The 18,130-nt window shown below is 67.9% G+C and carries 14 protein-coding genes; 9 read left to right on the top strand and 5 right to left on the bottom strand.

Translation table 11 applies throughout. From position 1 onward, the window contains the following. Window positions 1–172: 172 nt before the first annotated feature. On the top strand, window positions 173–979 hold the full coding sequence (locus A1D30_RS04495) for an alpha/beta hydrolase (protein ID WP_063459580.1): 807 nt from the start codon (window positions 173–175) through the stop codon (window positions 977–979). 131 nt (window positions 980–1,110) lie between these two features. On the opposite strand, the gene A1D30_RS04490 is transcribed toward A1D30_RS04495, so the two are convergent. Both A1D30_RS04490 and ppa read right to left on the bottom strand, forming a co-directional pair. Then, window positions 1,111–3,135 carry a methyl-accepting chemotaxis protein gene (locus A1D30_RS04490; RefSeq protein WP_277922015.1) on the bottom strand — a complete coding sequence of 675 codons (2,025 nt, stop codon included), beginning with the start codon at window positions 3,133–3,135 and terminating at the stop codon, window positions 1,111–1,113. A 316-nt stretch (window positions 3,136–3,451) separates the two neighbouring features. Beyond that, entirely contained in the window at window positions 3,452–3,988 is a 537-nt protein-coding gene (ppa, locus tag A1D30_RS04485; protein ID WP_063459579.1) for an inorganic diphosphatase, read from the bottom strand. 285 nt (window positions 3,989–4,273) lie between these two features. Between ppa and A1D30_RS04480 the strand changes: the two genes are divergently transcribed. The 3 genes from A1D30_RS04480 to A1D30_RS04470 all read left to right on the top strand — a co-directional run bounded on the left by A1D30_RS04480 (window position 4,274) and on the right by A1D30_RS04470 (window position 9,320). After that, complete coding sequence (locus A1D30_RS04480; protein WP_063459578.1) at window positions 4,274–6,355, top strand: sodium-translocating pyrophosphatase; 2,082 nt, start codon at window positions 4,274–4,276, stop codon at window positions 6,353–6,355. Between the two features lie 106 nt (window positions 6,356–6,461). Beyond that, window positions 6,462–8,846 (top strand): DUF1631 family protein, encoded by a 2,385-nt coding sequence (locus A1D30_RS04475; RefSeq protein WP_063459577.1) that lies wholly within the window; start codon window positions 6,462–6,464, stop codon window positions 8,844–8,846. A gap of 87 nt (window positions 8,847–8,933) precedes the next feature. Then, complete coding sequence (locus A1D30_RS04470; RefSeq protein WP_063459576.1) at window positions 8,934–9,320, top strand: VOC family protein; 387 nt, start codon at window positions 8,934–8,936, stop codon at window positions 9,318–9,320. 184 nt (window positions 9,321–9,504) lie between these two features. Here A1D30_RS04470 and A1D30_RS04465 read toward each other — a convergent pair whose 3' ends face one another. Next, the gene (locus A1D30_RS04465) at window positions 9,505–10,110 is read right to left on the bottom strand and encodes a TetR/AcrR family transcriptional regulator (protein ID WP_063459575.1); all 606 of its coding nucleotides are present in this window, start codon (window positions 10,108–10,110) and stop codon (window positions 9,505–9,507) included. Window positions 10,111–10,235: 125 nt separating this feature from the next. Here A1D30_RS04465 and A1D30_RS04460 point away from each other — a divergent pair, with 125 nt between their 5' ends. The 5 genes from A1D30_RS04460 (at window position 10,236) to A1D30_RS04440 (ending at window position 16,084) form a co-directional block, all read left to right on the top strand. After that, window positions 10,236–11,057 (top strand): metal-dependent hydrolase, encoded by an 822-nt coding sequence (locus tag A1D30_RS04460; RefSeq protein ID WP_063459574.1) that lies wholly within the window; start codon window positions 10,236–10,238, stop codon window positions 11,055–11,057. Between the two features lie 18 nt (window positions 11,058–11,075). Then, window positions 11,076–12,518, top strand: coding sequence for a TolC family protein (locus A1D30_RS04455; protein WP_063459573.1), 1,443 nt, complete (start codon window positions 11,076–11,078; stop codon window positions 12,516–12,518). A 5-nt stretch (window positions 12,519–12,523) separates the two neighbouring features. Further along, entirely contained in the window at window positions 12,524–13,498 is a 975-nt protein-coding gene (locus A1D30_RS04450; protein WP_109790893.1) for an efflux RND transporter periplasmic adaptor subunit, read from the top strand. A 51-nt stretch (window positions 13,499–13,549) separates the two neighbouring features. Next, window positions 13,550–14,722 (top strand): ABC transporter permease, encoded by a 1,173-nt coding sequence (locus A1D30_RS04445; RefSeq protein WP_063459571.1) that lies wholly within the window; start codon window positions 13,550–13,552, stop codon window positions 14,720–14,722. Window positions 14,723–14,920: 198 nt separating this feature from the next. Beyond that, complete coding sequence (locus A1D30_RS04440; protein ID WP_063459570.1) at window positions 14,921–16,084, top strand: ABC transporter permease; 1,164 nt, start codon at window positions 14,921–14,923, stop codon at window positions 16,082–16,084. A gap of 24 nt (window positions 16,085–16,108) precedes the next feature. Here A1D30_RS04440 and A1D30_RS04435 read toward each other — a convergent pair whose 3' ends face one another. Both A1D30_RS04435 and A1D30_RS04430 read right to left on the bottom strand, forming a co-directional pair. Next, window positions 16,109–17,134, bottom strand: a complete 1,026-nt coding sequence (locus A1D30_RS04435; RefSeq protein WP_082836315.1) for an MBL fold metallo-hydrolase — start codon at window positions 17,132–17,134, stop codon at window positions 16,109–16,111. After that, window positions 17,134–18,012: a bile acid:sodium symporter family protein gene (locus A1D30_RS04430; protein ID WP_063459569.1), complete on the bottom strand. Its 879-nt coding sequence runs from the start codon at window positions 18,010–18,012 to the stop codon at window positions 17,134–17,136. Before A1D30_RS04430 ends, A1D30_RS04435 begins: the two co-directional genes overlap by 1 nt. Between the last annotated feature and the right edge of the window lie 118 nt (window positions 18,013–18,130).

The raw sequence follows: 18,130 nt of genomic DNA, 5'->3' as shown, positions 1-18,130 counted from the left end.
GCCCGCCTTCAGGTGGGCTTTGCGGGCCTTGCCACCCCGTTTTCACCGCCCTGACCCGGGCAGGAATTGGAGAGCTAGCTCCATTTCCACCCCCGGCCGTCTGCCGAAAAAATGCTACCGTCGCCGCAAGCCACACGCCCGGTGTGCCGCCCCGCTTTGAAACGATGAATTGATGGCCCTGTTCAACAAGAAAGAATCCGACCCCACCGACCTGCCGCCCCCCGGCCTGCCCCTGCTGGCGCTGGAGCTGCGCGCCCCCTGGGAGTTTGGTGCCGTGCTGCCCGCCTGGCCCGTGCTGCAGCGCGCGCCGCTGGGCGACGGGCACACCGTGATCGTGTTTCCCGGGCTCACGGCGGGCGATGCCACCACCGTGCCGCTGCGCCGGTATCTCGAATCGCGCAACTACGACACCCTGGGCTGGGGCCAGGGCCTGAATCTGGGCCCGCGCGATGGCGTGCTGGAAACCGCCAAGCGCCAGTTGCAGGAAGCGGCCGATGCCAGCGGCCACAAAGTCAGCCTGGTGGGCTGGAGCCTGGGCGGCATCTACGCCCGCGAGCTGGCCAAGGAGATGCCCGACCTGGTGCGCTGCGTGATCACGCTGGGTACGCCCTTTGCCGGGCACCACCGCTCCACCAACGCCTGGCGCATCTACCAGTTTGCGAGCGGCCGCAGCATCGAGCGCGAAACCGAGAGCTACAACCTGCCCGAGGCACCGCCCGTGCCCACCACTAGCATCTTCTCGCGCACCGACGGCGTGGTGGCCTGGCGCGGCAGCATCCAGGCGCCCGCCGACCACAACCCGCACACCGAGAACATCGAGGTGGTGGCTAGCCACTTCGGCATCGGCCTGAACCCCAGCGCCTGGTGGGCCGTGGCCGACCGGCTGGGCCAGCCCCAGGGGCCCGGCGTAGTGTGGCAACCCTTCCAGCGGCCCCAGCTGCCGGGGCTGCAGCTGCTGTACCCCAATCCGCACCGCTGATACCGGGGGGACGTACCCCACAAACAAAAAAGCACGCAGAGGGATGTCCCCTCTGCGTGCTTTTTGGTTGTGCAGTGCTGCGTCGCGCTGCGTGGCCCTGCCCGGACTGTGTGACGCTCTACTTTTAATAGCTACTTAGGCAATACAGTCGCGCGGTAACGGCCATTTTGGCTGAGATTCCCCTCTCCTCCACGGCCCCCTGCGCTCAGAAGCTCTCCCAGTCGTCGTCGCTGCCCCCTGCATTCTTGGCGGGGGCCGGGGCCGGGCTGTGGGCCTTGGCTGCTGGCGCGGTGCTGGAGGCTGCCGCCTTGGGCGCTGCCAGGCTGGCTGCGGGCTTGGCTGCAGGTTTGCGCGCGCCCAGGCTGGCGGGCTTGCCCGGGGTGCTGCGGCGCGGTGCTGGAGGCTGCCGCCTTGGGCGCTGCCAGGCTGGCTGCGGGCTTGGCTGCAGGTTTGCGCGCGCCCAGGCTGGCGGGCTTGCCCGGGGTGCTGCGCGCGGCGCTGTAGCTGGGCGCCGGGATGGGGGCCCGGGCGGTTGTCGCTGTGCTGTAGCTGCTGCTGCGTTGGGCGGCGCTGGTGACATTGGCGTCCAGCTTGAACACGGCCACGGCGTTGACGAGTTCGCCTGCCTGGGCGTTCAGCGCGCTGGCCGCCGCTGCCATTTCTTCCACCAGGGCTGCGTTTTGCTGGGTGGCCTGGTCCATCTGTGTGACGGCTTCGCCCACCTGGCCTACGCCTGCGCTTTGTTCGCTGCTGGCGGCGCTGATCTCTCCCATGATGTCGGTCACGCGCCGGATGGAGGCAACCACTTCGGTCATGGTGGCTCCTGCCTTATCGACCAGGGCGGTGCCTTGTTCCACGCGTTCCACGCTGGCGGTGATGAGGCTTTTGATTTCCTTGGCGGCTTCTGCGCTGCGCCCTGCCAGGCTGCGCACTTCTCCGGCCACCACGGCAAAGCCCCGGCCTTGTTCTCCGGCACGGGCGGCCTCGACAGCGGCGTTCAGCGCCAGGATGTTGGTCTGGAAGGCGATGCCGTCGATGACGCTGATGATGTCGGCTATCTTGTTGCTGCTGGCGTTGATGCCTTTCATGGTCTCGACCACTTCGGCCACCACGTCGCCGCCTTGTACGGCCACGGTGCTGGCGCTCACGGCCAGTTGGTTGGCCTGGCGTGCGTTGTCTGCGTTCTGGCGCACGGTGGAGCCCAGTTCTTCCATTGAGGCGGCGGTTTCTTCCAGCGCGCTGGCCTGCTGTTCGGTGCGCGCGCTCAGGTCGTTGTTGCCTGACGCGATCTGCGAGCTGGCCGATGCAACGCCTTCGGCATTGCTGCGCACGCCCGTGACCACGCGGGCCAGGTTGTCGCGCATGTCGGCCAGGGCGGTGAGCAGCTGGCCCATTTCGTCCTTGCCGCCAGCGGGCACTTCGGTGGTGAGGTCGCCCTCGGCAATCGCACTCGCCGCGCGCACCGCATGGCGCGCCGGGCCGGTGACGGCGCGGGTGATGCCCACACCCAGCAGCGCGGCCAGCACCACACACACGGCCAGCGTCACCAGCAGCGAGATGCGCGCCACGCTGAACACCTGCCGGGCCTCTTCACTGGCCTGGATGGCGTTGTCGGCGTTGAGCTTTTGCAGCTGGCCCAGCGTTTCGGCCACGGCCACGAATGCGCCTTCGGACTCGCCGGCATAGACCATGGACAGGGCGTCGCTGGTCAGCTCCAGCGTCTCGGCGGTGGTGAAGTCCACGCCGTTGGCAATCTCGACCAGCTTGGCCTGCAGCACGGCGTATTCGGCCTTGCGTTTTTTGTAGGCGTCAAAAATCTCGCGCTCTTTGGGGCTGTCGATCAGGGGCTCGTAGGTTTTCTCGACCCGCTCGATGTCCTTGGCCCGCAGGGCCACCTGCTCGGAAAACGCCTTCACCTCCACCAGGCTGCGCGCCGTGACCATGCCCGCCTCGGAGCGGCGCATGCGGTTGTAGAGCACGCGCAGGTCCCCGGTCTGCGCCACGCTGGGCAGCAGGTTGGTGGCGATCTCTTCGGCGTTGGCGTGGATGCGCGACATCTGCACCAGCGCAATCAGGCCCAGCACCGTGGTCAGCAGCACCACCGCCAAGAACCCCGCCCCCAGCTTGACGCCAATGCGCAGATCAGAAACTTTCATGTATCACCCTTCCAAAAACCCGGGGCCACAGTGCCGCAGCCCCCTGACGCACGGCCCGGACCGGCCTGCCGGCACCGGGCGATTTGTAACAATTTGAATCACCAGTCTAGCAGCGCAGCAGGCCTCTGCGCCCTAGGCGGGACCCGGATGTGCACCCTGCGCTGCAGGGCCTCAGCCAGAAAAAAAGCATGCAGGCCGCCGGGGCTTGCATGCTTCTATTTTGATAGCTATCTGCGCTTGATGGACGCGCGCAGAAGGCTTTTTTGGCATCCAACCCGGGCGCCACACCCGGGCAAAACACCTGGGCAGGTGTGCCTCAGGCCTGCGACTTCTTGTAGCTCTCGATGCCGTCCACGACTTCCTTCTTGGCCGACTCGATGCCTTCCCAGCCCAGCACCTTGACCCACTTGCCCTTTTCCAGGTCCTTGTAGTGCTCGAAGAAATGGGCGATAGCGTTGCGGCGCATGGCGTTCACGTCGTCGATGTCCTTCCAGTGGTCGTACATGGGCAGGATCTTGGAGGTGGGCACGGCGATGACCTTGCCGTCCACGCCCGCTTCGTCTTCCATCATCAGGATGCCCAGGGGGCGGCAGGGCACCACCACGCCGGGGTGCAGCGGATAGGGGGTGATCACCAGCACGTCCACCGGGTCGCCGTCGCCCGACAGGGTCTGCGGCACATAGCCGTAGTTGGTGGGGTAGTGCATGGCCGTGGTCATGAAACGGTCCACGAAGATCGCGCCCGACTCCTTGTCCACTTCGTACTTGATCGGGTCCGCGTTCATCGGGATTTCGATGACCACGTTGAAGGCTTCGGGGATGTTCTTGCCAGGGGTGACGTTGTTGAGGGACATGTCTTTGAATAGTGGTTTGGGTAACGGCAACCCGCGATGCACAGAGCGCTGACGCAACGCAAACAAGCGCCATGAAGCGTCGGGATTAACCCTGATTTTAGGCGCAGGTCCCTTTCTACCCGCTTGCAAACCATGGTTTGGCTGTAAATTGGGTCCGTTGGCCAATCGACTCCCAGCCCTTTTCAAGCGGCGCAGGAGCACGAGGAAGCAACGCAGCGGAAGCACCACCGACCTGCGTTGTGATGTTTCCTTCCGTGCAACTGCGAAGATTGAAAGGAGTGACGAATGGCTGGAACTACAGCGCTGACTGCCCCCCTGATACTGGCTCTGGTTTGCGGATTGATTGCGGTGGCCTACGGGATCTGGGCGCGGGGATGGATCCTCGCCAAAGACCCGGGCAATGCCCGCATGCAGGAAATCGCCGCCGCCATCCAGGCCGGTGCCGCTGCCTACCTCGCCCGCCAATACAAGACCATCGCCCTCGTGGGCGTGGTGCTGGCGGTCCTCATCGGTATTTTTCTCGACGGCACCACGGCGGTGGGCTTTGTGGTGGGCGCGGTGCTCTCGGGCGCCTGCGGCTTCATCGGCATGAACGTGTCGGTGCGGGCCAATGTGCGCACGGCGCAGGCCGCCACGCAGGGCATCGGCCCGGCGCTGGATGTGGCGTTTCGCGGCGGGGCCATCACCGGCATGCTGGTGGTGGGGCTGGGGCTGCTGGGCGTCACGGCGTTCTACTGGTTCCTGGCGGGCAACGGCAACCTCACGCCCAACGCCAAGCTGGCCACGCTGCTCAACCCGCTGATCGGGTTTGCGTTCGGCTCGTCGCTGATCTCCATCTTTGCGCGCCTGGGCGGCGGCATCTTCACCAAAGGCGCCGACGTGGGCGCCGACCTGGTGGGCAAGGTCGAGGCGGGCATCCCTGAGGACGACCCACGCAACCCCGCCGTGATCGCCGACAACGTGGGCGACAACGTGGGCGACTGCGCGGGCATGGCCGCCGACCTGTTCGAAACCTATGCGGTGACGCTGATCGCCACCATGGTGCTGGGCGCGCTGCTGGTGGCCACCGCGCCGGTCAACGCCGTGGTCTACCCGCTGGCGCTGGGGGCCGTGTCCATCATCGCGTCCATCATCGGGTGCTTCTTCGTGAAGGCAACGCCCGGCATGAAGAACGTGATGCCCGCGCTCTACAAGGGCCTGGCGATTGCGGGTGTGCTGTCGCTGGTGGCGTTCTACTTTGTCACGCTGTGGATCATCCCGGACAACGCCATCACCGCTACTGGTACGCAGATCCGCCTGTTTGGCGCCTGCGCCACGGGGCTGGTTCTGACGGCCGTGCTGGTGTGGATCACCGAGTTCTATACCGGCACGCAGTACGCGCCCGTGCAACACATCGCACAGGCCTCCACCACGGGCCACGGCACCAACATCATTGCGGGCCTGGGGGTGTCGATGCGCTCCACGGCCTGGCCGGTGGTGTTTGTGTGCACGGCCATCATCGTGGCGTATGGACTGGCAGGGCTGTATGGCATTGCGGTGGCGGCCACGGCCATGCTGAGCATGGCGGGCATTGTGGTGGCGCTGGATGCCTATGGCCCCATCACCGACAACGCGGGCGGCATTGCCGAAATGGCCGAGCTGCCCAGCAGCGTGCGCGACATCACCGACCCGCTGGACGCCGTGGGCAACACCACCAAGGCCGTGACCAAGGGCTACGCCATCGGCTCAGCCGGGCTCGCGTCGCTGGTGCTGTTTGCCGACTACACGCACAAGCTCGAAACCTACGGCAAGTCCATCAGCTTTGATCTGTCCGACCCGCTGGTCATCGTGGGCCTGTTCATCGGCGGGCTGATCCCCTACCTGTTTGGCGCCATGGCCATGGAAGCCGTGGGCCGCGCTGCCGGGGCCGTGGTGGTGGAGGTGCGCCGCCAGTTCAGCACCATCAAGGGCATCATGGACGGCACGGGTAAGCCAGAGTACGGCAAGGCCGTGGACATGCTCACCACCGCAGCCATCAAGGAGATGGTGGTCCCCAGCCTGCTGCCCGTGATTGCACCGCTGGTGGTGGGCCTGCTGCTGGGGCCCAAGGCGCTGGGCGGCCTGCTCATGGGCACCATCGTCACCGGCCTCTTTGTGGCCATCAGCATGTGCACCGGCGGCGGCGCGTGGGACAACGCCAAGAAGTACATCGAGGACGGCCACCACGGCGGCAAGGGCAGCGACGCACACAAGGCCGCCGTGACGGGCGACACCGTGGGCGACCCCTACAAGGACACGGCGGGCCCGGCCATCAACCCGCTGATCAAGATCATCAACATCGTGGCGCTGCTCATCGTGCCGCTGGTGGTCAAATTTCACGGCGGGTAAACCCTTGGACCTTGGAACGTGTTTACGTTCTGACCACCATCAAAAAGGGGCTTCGGCCCCTTTTTTGCGGCTTACCATCCGGGACAACGGTTTTTCTCCAGAGAAGATGGCCTTGAATCACACCTCACCGTCTGCCGCCTCCGCACCCTCCGGCCTCCACGCCCCGCTGTACCAACGCATCGTCGAGGATGTGCTCGCCGGGGCCCGCCCGCTGATGGAGCGCATTGCCGAGGCCACGCGCATGTCCCTGCAGCAGCGCCTGGACCAGGCCCGCACCCCGGGGGAGCACCACGCCATGCTTGAAGCCCGCCAGCAGCTCATGCGGCTGAACGGGGTGATGAGCGAGCGCTACCCCGAGGCGCTGCGCAAGGCCCTGGAGCAACAATCCGGGCACAAGGAAGAAAAGGCCACGCGCTCGCTGTTCAGCGTGCACTTCGACGAGCTGGAGCTGATGGACGAAACCCAGATCAGCGACAGCGTGGAACGCGCCCGCGCCCGCCAGGTGCTGGCCTCGGCCGTCGAGGGGCCGCTGGCCGACCTCGACGCCCTGGTGTGCGCGGCCCTGGGGCAGCCGCAGGTGCGGCCCGAGCACAACCCGCTGCGCCCCGACGCCTTTTTGCAGGCGCTGCAGACCGTGGTGTCGCAGATGCAGGTCACCGAGCAGGTGCGGCACGACTGGATGGGGCAGATGGCGCAGGCGCTGGGCAAGGAGCTGCGCGCGCTGTATGTCGCGCAGACCGAGCGGCTCAAGCAAAGCGGCGTGCAGCCCGTGGGCTACGCCATGCGCCAGGCCAACGGCCAGTATGTGTATGTGGCTCCCGCCGAGGGCGGCGCATCGCCCGGCTTTGGCTTCGAGGCAGGCCCCGCCCACGATGTGGGCCCCATCGACCGTATCGACCGCACAGACCACCCCGAGCCCGCCACCGCCGACCCGCTGCTCACGCTGGGCCGCTTGCGCCGCCTGCTGCTGGGCGAGCTGGACGAGCCCGCAGCCCCCGAGCAGGCCCCGGCGGCCCCCGAGACCTTTGCCGAACGTTTCTCCCGCGAGTTCGAACACCCGGCCCCGCTCCCCCACATCGACCCGCCCGCCACCGACTTCGCCATGACCGTGCCCGCCGCCTTCGAGGCGCTGCAGGAGATGAACCAGGTCGGCCAGATGATGGAGCGCCTGGGCAGCCAGCGCACACAGGCTGCAGGCGGTGCCGCCACCAGCCCCGAAAGCGCCCCCGCCAACCCGCCGCGCCAGCACACCGGCGGGCTGGCCCAGGCCCTGAGCACCGAAGTGGTGGCACTGATGGTGGACAACATCGCACGCGACACCCGACTGCTGTGGCCCGTGCAGCAGTTCGTGCGCGCCCTGGAGCCCGCCCTGATGCAGCTGGCGCTGACCGACACGCGCTTCTTCAGCCACAAGGAACACGCGGCGCGCCGCCTGCTGCAGGACATTACCGACCGCAGCCTGGCGTTTGACAGCACCGAGGCACCGGGCTTCCAGAGCTTCATGCGCTCGCTCATGAACATCGCGGAGCCGCTGTCCACCGCCACCGTCGAGGGGCCGGAGGACTTCGAGCAGGTACTGCAGCAGCTGCACGCCAAGTGGGCGCAAAAAGAGCAGGCCCGCAAGCAGGAGCGCCTGCGCGCCATCGAGGCGCTGGAACATGCCGAGCGGCGCCACCTGCTGGCCGCCCAGATCTCGCGCGAGATCTGGCTGCTGCCCGACATCGGCAAGGTGCCCGACGCCATCTCGCGCTTTTTGCTGGGCCCCTGGGCCCAGGTGATGGCCGAGGCCCGCCTGGCCGACACCACCCACAGCACCGACCCCGGCCGCTACCACGAGCTGGTGGAGGCCCTGATCTGGAGCACCCAGCCCGAGCTGACCCGCAAGAACACCGGCCAGCTCGCGCGCCTGCTGCCCAAGCTGCTGGCCAAGCTGCGCGAGGGCCTGGCTTCCATCGACTACCCCGCCGAGCGGACCGAGGCTGTCTTCGAGTTGCTGATGCAGTTGCACCAGCAGGCCTTCAAACCCGGCCCACGCGCAGCCACCCGCGCCCCCGCGCCGCGCGCCGAGCCCCCCGCCCTGCCCCAACCCGCGCCGCTGGGCGACGACGACCCCTGGGTCGCCCCCTCCGAGGCCAAGGAATCCGGGTTCATGGAGTCCTCCCAGGCCCCCGAATCCGAGAGCCCCGAGCTTGCGCCCACACCCGCCAGCGGCAGCGCACCAGCCTTGCCACCGCTGGCCATTGGCAGCTGGGTCAACCTGCTGGTGGCCGGCCGGTGGGAGCGCACCCAGCTGTCCTGGATCGGCTCGCACGGCAACTTCTTCCTCTTCACCAGCGCATCGGGCCACACGCAGTCGATGACGCTGCGCCTGGTGGACCGCCTCATCCAGCAAGGCGCCATGCACATCATTGCCCAGCAGCCCGTGGTGGACGGTGCCCTGGACGCCGTGGCCGCAGCGGCCATGCGCAACAGCGTGGACAGCAGGCACTGAGTTACGCTATCAAATAGATAGCTATCAGCGATTTACCACCAGGCGCCAGAAGCCATTTTCACCACCGTCACACCCACATTCCCCTCCATGCCCCTCGTCCTGGACTCACTTGACCACCTGGTTCTCACCGTCGCCAGCATCAAGAACACCATCGCCTTCTACGAGCGCGTGCTGGGCATGGCCGCACGCGAGTTCAAACCCCAACGCTACGCGCTGCACTTCGGCACGCAGAAAATCAACTTGCACGAGGTGGGCACCGTGGTGGACCCCAACGTGCGCCATGCCAAGGCGGGTTCGGGCGACCTGTGTTTTCTCACCCGGACGCCGCTCGAAGAGGTCATCGCCCACCTGCAGGCTGAAGGCGTGGCCGTCGTGCAGGGCCCGGTGGGCGCAACGGGCGCACGCCACCGGCTGCGCTCGGTCTATATCTACAACCCGGACGACAACCTGATCGAGATTGCCAACGAGATATGAAACACCCCCTGAGTCGCTTCGCGCCTTCCCCCTCTCTCGTCTCGCTGCGCGAGCCGGGAGGGGGACGCCCCCAGCGCGGCGGGGCGGCCCTTGCGCGGGGGCACTGGCTCGGGCCGCGCCAGTTTCATGCGTCGTGGGTGGCGTGCACCGCTGTGAGCAAGCGCGAGCAAATTTGCGGTTGCGCTCAGAACTCGGCGGAGATCGCTGCACGCAGCAGCATCGCGGCTGGCTCCACCAGCTCCTGCAGGTCGCCCGCGCGCTCCTGCTCAATGGCCTGCAGCACCATTTCGTTGATGCCCCCCACCACCGCCATCGCCATCATGGGCTGCAGCGGCGTCTTGCGCAGGCGCTCGCCGGGGCGGTTGTTGACCACGTCCAGCATCAGGTCGGCCAGTTGCTGGTTGGCGCGGCGCCGCGCCGCCAGGCCCGGTGCGCCCAGGCCCAGGATGTCGATGAACAAGGTGCGCAGCAGCACCGGGTTGCGCGCCAGCACGCCAAAGTAGGCCGCCATGGCCTGCTCCACCTGGGCCTGCCAGTCGCTGTGCGGGTCGATCGCGCCGCGCAGCACGGCAATGGCGTTGCCGCTGGCCACCTCGTACAGCGCAATCAGGCATTCGGCCTTGTCGGCAAAGTTTTCATAGAAGGTGCGGCGCGAGACACTGGCCTCGCGCACGATGTCGGCAATCGTGGTGTCGGCATAGCCCTTGGCGGCCACGGCGCGGGCCATGCCTTCGAGCAGGCGGGCGCGGTGTTCATTGCCTGGGGTGGGGGTGTCGGCAGCGGCAGTCATGGCAAAAAATCCCTCGAAATCGGGCTAGGTACTTGACAGTACCACAGTTGACCTGCATCATACAAACCACTCGGTACTGCAACGTACCAACCCTTTCCCCCTCCTGCCCCTGACGGAGATCGCCCATGACCGAACTTGTTGTCCGCCGTCTGCTGATTGACCTGGAAACGCCGTTTGCGCGCCAATGGTGCGGCGGCGATGCATTTCGCACGGCGCTGTTCAACGCGCTGTCGATGAGCTTCCCCGTGGGCGAGCAGTTCTTCATCGACGCCGTGCGCGATGGCCACAAACGCCTGCCGCCCGACCTGCAGGCACAGTTCGCCGACGAGGTGCGCGGCTTCATCGGGCAAGAGGCCACACACCGCCGCATCCACGCGCTGTTCAACGGTCACCTCGAAAAACAGGGCCTGGTCAACGACTGGGCCCCGCGCGCCGCAGAGCGCATGAAGCTGTTTGCCGGGGCCGACCCGCGCCACCCGCTGGCCGTGACGGCCGCCAACGAGCACTTCACCGCCCTGCTGGCCGAATGGCTGCTGGCCCACCCCGAGGTGCTGCAGGGCGCCGAGCCCCGCCTGGCCACGATGTGGCAGTGGCACTGCGCCGAAGAGGCCGAGCACAAGAACACCGCGTTCGACCTGTACCAGGCGCTGGGCGGCAACCACGAATGGCGCATCACCTGGTTCCGCCGCATCACCCTGGTTTTTGTGGGCGATGTGCTGCGCCAGACGCTCAGCAACCTGCGCCAGAGCGGCACCTTGTGGAAGTGGAGCACCTGGGCCAGCGCCGCGCGCACGCTGTTTGGCCAAGGCGGCCTGGTGCGCGAAAGCTGGAAGCCCTGGCGGCAGTACCTGAAGCGCGACTTTCACCCCGGCCAGCATGGCAGCGACCTCTCGGAGCGCTGGCTGGCCGAACACAGCAACGCCTACACCCCCGTGGGCGCCCGCTGACAACCACGACCTGAAACCATGACGACGAACCCCACGCCCCGGCGCACCGGCCGGGCAGGCGGAGCTTTGCTGTGCCTGATCGCATCCGCCCCCCTGGCCCTTACCGCCTTCATCGCCCTGCCCGCCCACGCAGAACCCCTGGCCTTTGACGCCGCGCAGCAGCAACTGCTGCAGCGCTCAGACCACCTGGCCGCATCGCGCCACGCGGTGGAAAGCGCCCAGCTGCGCCGCGACGCCCTGCAGCGCCTGGGCGGCCCGGTGGTCCACCTGAGCGGTGCGGCCTATGCCTACAACGCCAACCTGGACGTGGACCTGAACCCGCTGAACCGCGCCCTGCCCGGCGTGCTGTCGCAGTTGCCGCCGCAGCTGGCAGCGCCCCTTGCGCAGTTACCACACCTGCCATCGAGCTACACGCTCAACCGCAGCAAAAGCGACACCACGGCCTCGGTCTCGGCCGTCTGGCCCATCTACATGGGCGGCGCCAGCAACGCCGCGCGGGGCCTGCTGGACGCACAGACCCAAGAGGCCCAGGCCGACGCCGCCAAGACCGGCCACGAAGCTACCACCCTGCTGGTGCAGCGCTACTTTGGCGCCCAGCTGGCCCAGCGCGCCGCCGTGCTGCGCGAGGCCGCCCTGGCCACCATTGAGCAGCACGATACCGCCGCGCAGAAGATGCTGGACGCTGGCGTGATCGCCCGCGTGGAGCGCCTGCAGGCCCGCTCGGCGCTGGAAGAAGCCCGCCGCAACGCCCGCAAGGCGCGTGACGATGCCGAGCTGGCCACCACGGCGCTCACCCGCACGCTCAAGGCCACCGAGCTGGTCACGCCCACCAGCCCGCTGTTTGTGCTGAGCGGGCCGGTGGAGCCCCTGCCCCACTTCATTGACACCGCGCTGGCCCGCCACCCCGGGCTGGACAAGGTGGCCGCCAAAAAGGAACAGGCCACCCAGCTGCACGCCGCACAAGAGGCGCTGCGCAAGCCCCAGGTGTTCGCCTTCGGCCAGCGCCAGCTCAAGACCGGCAAGGAGGCCGACTGGGTGGCCGGTGTGGGCGTGCGCTGGACGCTGTGGGACTCCATCGACCGCAACACCCTCGCCGAGTCGTCCCAGCGCCAGATCGCGCAGGCCGAGCGCACTGGCGCCCAGGCGCAGAACGACATCGCCCTGCTGGTGGAAAAACGCTGGCTGGCGCTGGAGCAGGCGCGCCGCGCCTACCTGGCGCTGCAGCCCGGCCTGGAGCTGGCCGATGAGGTGCTGCGCCTGCGCACCGCAGGCCTGAAGGCGGGCACCAGCACCACGCTCGACCTGATCGACGCGCAGGTGAACCAGGCCAAGACACAGACCGAGCGCGCCCAGGCGGCACACGACTACGTGAAGGCACTGGCCGAGCTGCTGGAGAGCTGCGGCCTGTCGGAAGACTTTGGCAAGTACATGGCGCGCGCAGACGCCCTGAAAGTGGAGTGAAGAACATGAGCAAGAAAACAGCAGTTGCCAGCGCAGCAGCCTTTGTGGCCGTGGCCAGCTTTGTGGGCTTTGGCCTGTGGAAGGCATCGCAACCCGCACCCGAGGTCTTCCAGGGCCAGATGGAGGCGCAAGAAGCCGACATCGCCCCCAAGGTCACGGCGCGCATCGCGCAGATCCTGGTGAAGGAAGGCGACCAGATCGCCGTCGGCGCGCCGCTGATCCGCATGGACAGCCCCGAGGTCCAGGCCAAGCTGGCCCAGGCCACCGCCGCCCAGGAGGCCGCGCAGGCCGTGGCCGCCAAGGCCGAGCATGGCGCCCGCCCGCAAGAGGTGGAGATGGCCCGCCTGAACTGGCAGCGCGCCGTGGCCGCCGCCGACCTGGCAGAAAGTTCCTTCAAGCGCGTGGACGGCCTGGCGCGCGAGGGCCTGGTGGCCGCACAGAAACGCGACGAGGCCGAGGCCAACTTCAAGGCCTCGCGCGACCAGGCGCTGGCCGCCAAGGCGCAGTACGAGCTGGCCCGCGCCGGTGCCCGCAGCGAAGACCGATCGGCCGCCAGCGCCCAGGCGCGCCAGGTGGCCGGTGTGGTGGCCGAGGTGCAGGCTGCGCAGGCCGAAACCGAACTCAAGAGCCCCGTGGCGGGCGAAGTGGCCAAGGTGCTGGCACGCACCGGCGAACTCTCGCCCCAGGGCGTGGCCGTGGTCACGGTGGTGGACCTGAAGGACCAGTGGGTGGTGCTGAACGTGCGCGAAGACCGCCTGCAGCGTTTTGCCATCGGCAGCGAGTTCGAAGCCACCCTGCCAGCGCTGGGCAACCAGGCCGTCAAGTTCAAGGTCTACCACACCGGTGCCCTGCCCGACTTCGCCACCTGGCGCGCCACGCGCGCGGGCCAGGGCTTTGACGCCCGCACGTTTGAAGTGCGTGCCCGCCCGACGGCCCCCATCGAAGGCGCCCGCCCCGGCATGACCGTGCTGGTGCGTTGAAATTTTGAATAAAAAATGCCCTCTGCGCGCGACCATCAAGCGCAAGTAGCTATGAATTCAATAGTAAACAGCTTCCGCCGCGAAGCCCGCCGCCTGGCGGCCGACCCGTGGGACCTGGCCATGGTCACCTGGGTGCCGCTGCTGGGCGTGGCGCTTTTGTGGTGGATCTTCTCGGCCGGGCTGCCGCGCCACCTGGCCGTGGGCGTGGTCGATGAAGACCACTCCAGCCTGTCGCGCCAGCTGGTGCGCATGCTCGACGCCACCCCGGGCGTGCAGATCACGCAGCAGTTTGCCCACACGGGCGAGGCCGAACGCGCGCTGCGCAACATCGAGGTCTATGCCGTCGTCACCATCCCGCGCGACTTTGCGCGCACCGTGAAGGAAGGCCGTACCGCCCAGGTCACCCTGCTGCACAACGCGCAGATGGGCACCCACTCGGGCCTGCTGCAGCGCGACGTGCGCGCCGCCGTGGGCACGCTGTCAGCGGGCATCGAGATGGCCGCACGCAACAAGCGCGGCGAGGCGGCGCGGGCCGTGCGCGTGAGCATGGAGCCCATCCACACGCAGATGGTGGCGCTGTTCAATGTGTCCAGCAATTACGAGCAGTTTCTGGGTGCAGCGCTCATCCCCGCGCTGCTGCACATCCTGGCCATGACGGCAGGCGCCTGGACAGTGGGCCGCGAGCTGCGCGACCGCAGCCTGGGCGAGTGGCTAGGCACGGGTGGCCTGCTCCACACGGCGGGTTCACTCACCGGCAAGCTCGCGCTGCCCTGGGCCACGCTCACCCTGGTGGGCCTGCTGGCGCTGGTGGGCATCACCTGGGGCCGGGGCTGGCACCCGCCGGGCAACCTCGCCTGGGTGGCGGGCGCGCTGGCGCTGCTGATGGCGGTATCGCTGGCGGCCGGTGCCGCGCTGGCAGCCCTCACGCGCTCATTGCGCACGGCGCTGTCGGGCGCGGGCTTTTTTGCGGCCCCGGCGTTTGCGTTCAGCGGCGTGGCGTTTCCGCTGTCGGGCATGCCCGCCAGCGCCCGCGCCTGGGCCGAGGCCATGCCCTTCACCCACTACATCCGCCTGCAGATCGAGCAGCTGCAGATGGGCGCGCCGCTGGCCACCAGCGTGCCGACCGTGGTGGGGCTGCTCATCGCTGCGTTGGTGCTGTGGCTGATCGGCACCGTGGGCCTGCGCCTTGCTGTGCACCAGCCCGCAACCTGGGGAGGCCGCTGAGATGAACCACGTCCATCGCCATGCCCACAAAGCCCCTCCCCCCGCGCGGGGGAGGGGTTGGGGAGAGGGGGTGCTGGCAAAAAGCGCAGCGCTCATCGCTCACCGCCCCCTCTCCCCAGCCCTCTCCTGCGAGGAGAGAGGGGGCAACACCCGCGCACCGCTGACTCTGCGGATGGCGCGCAGCCATGGAACGCCGACATGACAGCACTGCTTTCACAACCCGCCACGCCGCACAACCTGCTGCACGCCTGGCTTGCCGCGCTGGCAACCGTGGTGCGCGACAAGGGCGTGCTGTTGCTGCTCATCGGCGCCCCTGTGCTCTACGGCTTTTTCTACCCCTGGTTCTATGCCGACGAGGTGCTCACCCGCGTGCCCGTGGCCGTGGTGGACATGGACCGCACCAGCCTCTCGCGCCAGATCACGCGCTTTGCCGACGCCGACCCGCGCATCGAAGTGCGTCTGGTCACCGGCAGCGAGCACGAGGCGCAGCAGGCCCTGTGGCGCGGCGAGATCGAAGGCTATGCCGTGATCCCGCCCCACCTCAAACGCAACGTGGTGCGCGGCGAAAACGCCGTGGTCAGCATCGAGGCCAACGGCGCCTATGCGCTGCTCAACAAGGCGGTGCAGTTCGGTTTTGCCGAGGCCGTGGGCACCGTGTCCGCCGGGGTCGAGATCAGGAAGCTGCAAGCCAGCGGCCAGAGCGCCCTGCAGGCCCGCGCCAGCCGCGCCCCGGTGCAGCTGCAAACGGTGGCGCTGTTCAACCCCATCGAAGGCTATGGCAGCTTTGTGGTGCCCGCCGTCGCGCTGCTCATCCTGCAGCAGACCCTGCTCATGGGCGCAGCGCTGCTGGCGGGCACCTGGGTCGAGGCCGGGCAGCACCGCGCCAGCGCTACCACCTGGCTGGGCCGCCTGCTGGCGCTGAGCACGCTGGGCTGGGCCAGCGGGTTGTTCTACTTCGGCTGGATCTTTGTGCTGCACGACTACCCGCGCGGCGGCAACCCGCTGGGCGCACTGGCCCTGCTGGCCTGCTACGTGCCCGCTATCGCGGCGCTGGGCTCGCTGCTGGGCCTGTGGTTCGGCAACCGCGAACGCGCGCTGCAGGTGCTGCTGTTCACCACCCTGCCCATCGCCTTCGTCGCCGGTTTCTCGTGGCCTGTGGAGGCCCTGCCCGAGCCGCTGCAGTGGCTGCGCTGGCTGCTGCCCAGCACCTCGGGCGTGCAGGCCTCGCTGCGGCTCAATCAGCTGGGGGCGCCGCTGCAGGCTGCGCTGCCTTATCTGTGTGGGCTGGTGGTTCTGGGGGCTGTGTGCTCGGCGGCGGTGTTGTACAAGGCGCGTCCCCTCGCTCTGGCCCAGGTGTCCTGACCGCCCCGTGCCACCTGGCACCCATCACCGGCGCGCAGGCAGCCCGCCCCACACATCCATCGCCTGCCACTCCAGCGGCAGGCGCACATCCACACCTTCGCGTGCGCCACGGTTGCGCAGGTAGGTCATCGAGGCATCGAAGTCGTCGAGCGGCGGCGGCATGGGCACCATGGGCTGGCCCGGGAGCTGCCAGAAGTCGTCCCAGTGGATGGGGATGACACGCCGGGCGCCCACGGCGGCGATCACTTCGGTCCACAGCGCATCGCGGTAGCTTTCGGGTCGGGGGCCGAGGGCGCCGATGCCCTGCAACACCACCTCGGCCTGCACGCCGCGCAGGGCGCCGGGCTCGAAGCCTGCGCTGCCCACGATGAGCAGCGTGCGGCCGCCATGCGCCACGTGCAGGGCGTAGCTCTGGCCTTCCTTGTACTCGCTGGCGCGCACGGGTGGGCGCAGCGGTGCGGTGATCTCGCCGCCCGTAAAGCCCGTGGGCGCATGGCGGCTGGGGTACAGCGTGAGCGTGAAGCGGCCAAACTGCTGCGGCTCGCCGAGCCGTGCCACGCGGATCTGCGACGCGGCCAAGCCTGCGCCGCGCCCTACGTTGGCGGTGGACTCGGAGCCCAGCAGCAGCGCCCCTGTGCGGCGGGCGACCTCGGGGGCGTCCATCGCATGGTCGTAGTGCGAATGCACCGGGATCACCGCTGCCAGCTTGCCCACCCCGCCCGGAAAACCCGCGCGCTGCAGCCCCTGGATGATGGCCTGCATGTCCGGCTCCACCTGGCCCAGAAAGGTCTGCAGCTTGCCGGGGCGTGAGAAGAATCCGTCCGTCATCAGCGCTGTCTCGCCATCGTCCAGCAGCACGGTGGACACGCCGAGAAACGTCACCTTGAGGCCCGGTGGCGCCTCACCGCCGCTGGGGGCCTTCCACCGCGGATCGGCATAAGGCTGCAACGACGGGTGCTGCTGCAGGGCCCAGACCAGCGCGCCCAGCGCACAAAGCACCAGCAGCGCCAGCGCCCACAAGGCCCTCTTCACCACCACGGCGCGCCGCATCACGCAGCCCGGGCCTCGGCCACGCCCTTGCGGCGCAGCACCAGCGTGCCAAACAGCGTGGCCATGAGGTACATGCTGACCGAGTAGATGGCTGCGGGCAGTGCGAGCTGGAAGTTGTCCAGCACCGACAGCGCGATGAAGATGGCAAGCGTGGAGTTGTGAATGCCGATCTCAAAGCTGATGGCGGTAGCCATGGATTTGTCCAGCCCCGCCGCGCGCGCAAGGTAGTAGCCCGATGCCAGGCTGATGGCGTTGAACAGCAGCACCGCCGGGCCGATGCCCGCGAAAGATTCGACCAGCGCCGACCATTCCTTGGCAATCGCGATCAGTGCAAAAGCCGCCAGCACCACGGCGCTGAAGATCTTCATGGGCTTTTCCATGCGTGCGCTGAACGATGGCACGCGGCGGTGTACCGCCATGCCCAGCACCACCGGCACAAGCACGATGACGATCACCTCCACCACCTTGCCAAACTGCAGCGGCACCACCTGGCCGGTGTGCGCTAAGGTGTTGATGGCCCAGTTGGTGATGAGCGGCAGGCTGATGATCGACAGCACGGTGTTGATGGCCGTGAGCGAGATGTTCATCGCCACGTTGCCGCCAAACAAATGGCTGAACAGATTGGCCGACACCCCGCCAGGCGAGGCCGCCAGCAGCATCAGCCCCACGGCATAGATCGGTGCCACGCCCAGCAGCACGATGAGCGCATAACACGCGGCGGGCAGCACCAGCACCTGCAGCACCAGGGCCAGCACCACGGCGCGCGGGTGCTGCAGTAGGCGCATGAAGTCGCCCACCGTGAGCGACAGGCCCAGGCCGAACATGACCAGGCCCAGCGCGATGAACAGCAGCGTGGGCAGGATGGAAACAAAATTCATGGAAACACACACGCGGCCACGGCGGCCGCGCTCCATTCAATGAGGGGTAAGGACGGCGGAACCAAGGGCTGCCGCGCAGCGAGGGACGAGGCGGCGCAGAGCCGCCCCAGCGGCAAGG

The sequence above is a fragment of the Acidovorax sp. GW101-3H11 genome (genome assembly GCF_001633105.1).
Classification (GTDB): domain Bacteria; phylum Pseudomonadota; class Gammaproteobacteria; order Burkholderiales; family Burkholderiaceae_C; genus Acidovorax.
This window is presented reverse-complemented; position numbering and strand designations above follow the sequence as displayed.

Excerpts from the sequence above, each read along its gene's own strand:
- A1D30_RS04495 (WP_063459580.1), top strand. The coding sequence starts at position 173 with ATGGCCCTGTTCAACAAGAAAGAATCCGACCCCACCGACCTGCCGCCC.
- A1D30_RS04490 (WP_277922015.1), bottom strand. The coding sequence starts at position 3,135 with ATGAAAGTTTCTGATCTGCGCATTGGCGTCAAGCTGGGGGCGGGGTTC.
- ppa (WP_063459579.1), bottom strand. The coding sequence starts at position 3,988 with ATGTCCCTCAACAACGTCACCCCTGGCAAGAACATCCCCGAAGCCTTC.
- A1D30_RS04480 (WP_063459578.1), top strand. The coding sequence starts at position 4,274 with ATGGCTGGAACTACAGCGCTGACTGCCCCCCTGATACTGGCTCTGGTT.
- A1D30_RS04475 (WP_063459577.1), top strand. The coding sequence starts at position 6,462 with ATGGCCTTGAATCACACCTCACCGTCTGCCGCCTCCGCACCCTCCGGC.
- A1D30_RS04470 (WP_063459576.1), top strand. The coding sequence starts at position 8,934 with ATGCCCCTCGTCCTGGACTCACTTGACCACCTGGTTCTCACCGTCGCC.
- A1D30_RS04465 (WP_063459575.1), bottom strand. The coding sequence starts at position 10,110 with ATGACTGCCGCTGCCGACACCCCCACCCCAGGCAATGAACACCGCGCC.
- A1D30_RS04460 (WP_063459574.1), top strand. The coding sequence starts at position 10,236 with ATGACCGAACTTGTTGTCCGCCGTCTGCTGATTGACCTGGAAACGCCG.
- A1D30_RS04455 (WP_063459573.1), top strand. The coding sequence starts at position 11,076 with ATGACGACGAACCCCACGCCCCGGCGCACCGGCCGGGCAGGCGGAGCT.
- A1D30_RS04450 (WP_109790893.1), top strand. The coding sequence starts at position 12,524 with ATGAGCAAGAAAACAGCAGTTGCCAGCGCAGCAGCCTTTGTGGCCGTG.
- A1D30_RS04445 (WP_063459571.1), top strand. The coding sequence starts at position 13,550 with ATGAATTCAATAGTAAACAGCTTCCGCCGCGAAGCCCGCCGCCTGGCG.
- A1D30_RS04440 (WP_063459570.1), top strand. The coding sequence starts at position 14,921 with ATGACAGCACTGCTTTCACAACCCGCCACGCCGCACAACCTGCTGCAC.
- A1D30_RS04435 (WP_082836315.1), bottom strand. The coding sequence starts at position 17,134 with ATGCGGCGCGCCGTGGTGGTGAAGAGGGCCTTGTGGGCGCTGGCGCTG.
- A1D30_RS04430 (WP_063459569.1), bottom strand. The coding sequence starts at position 18,012 with ATGAATTTTGTTTCCATCCTGCCCACGCTGCTGTTCATCGCGCTGGGC.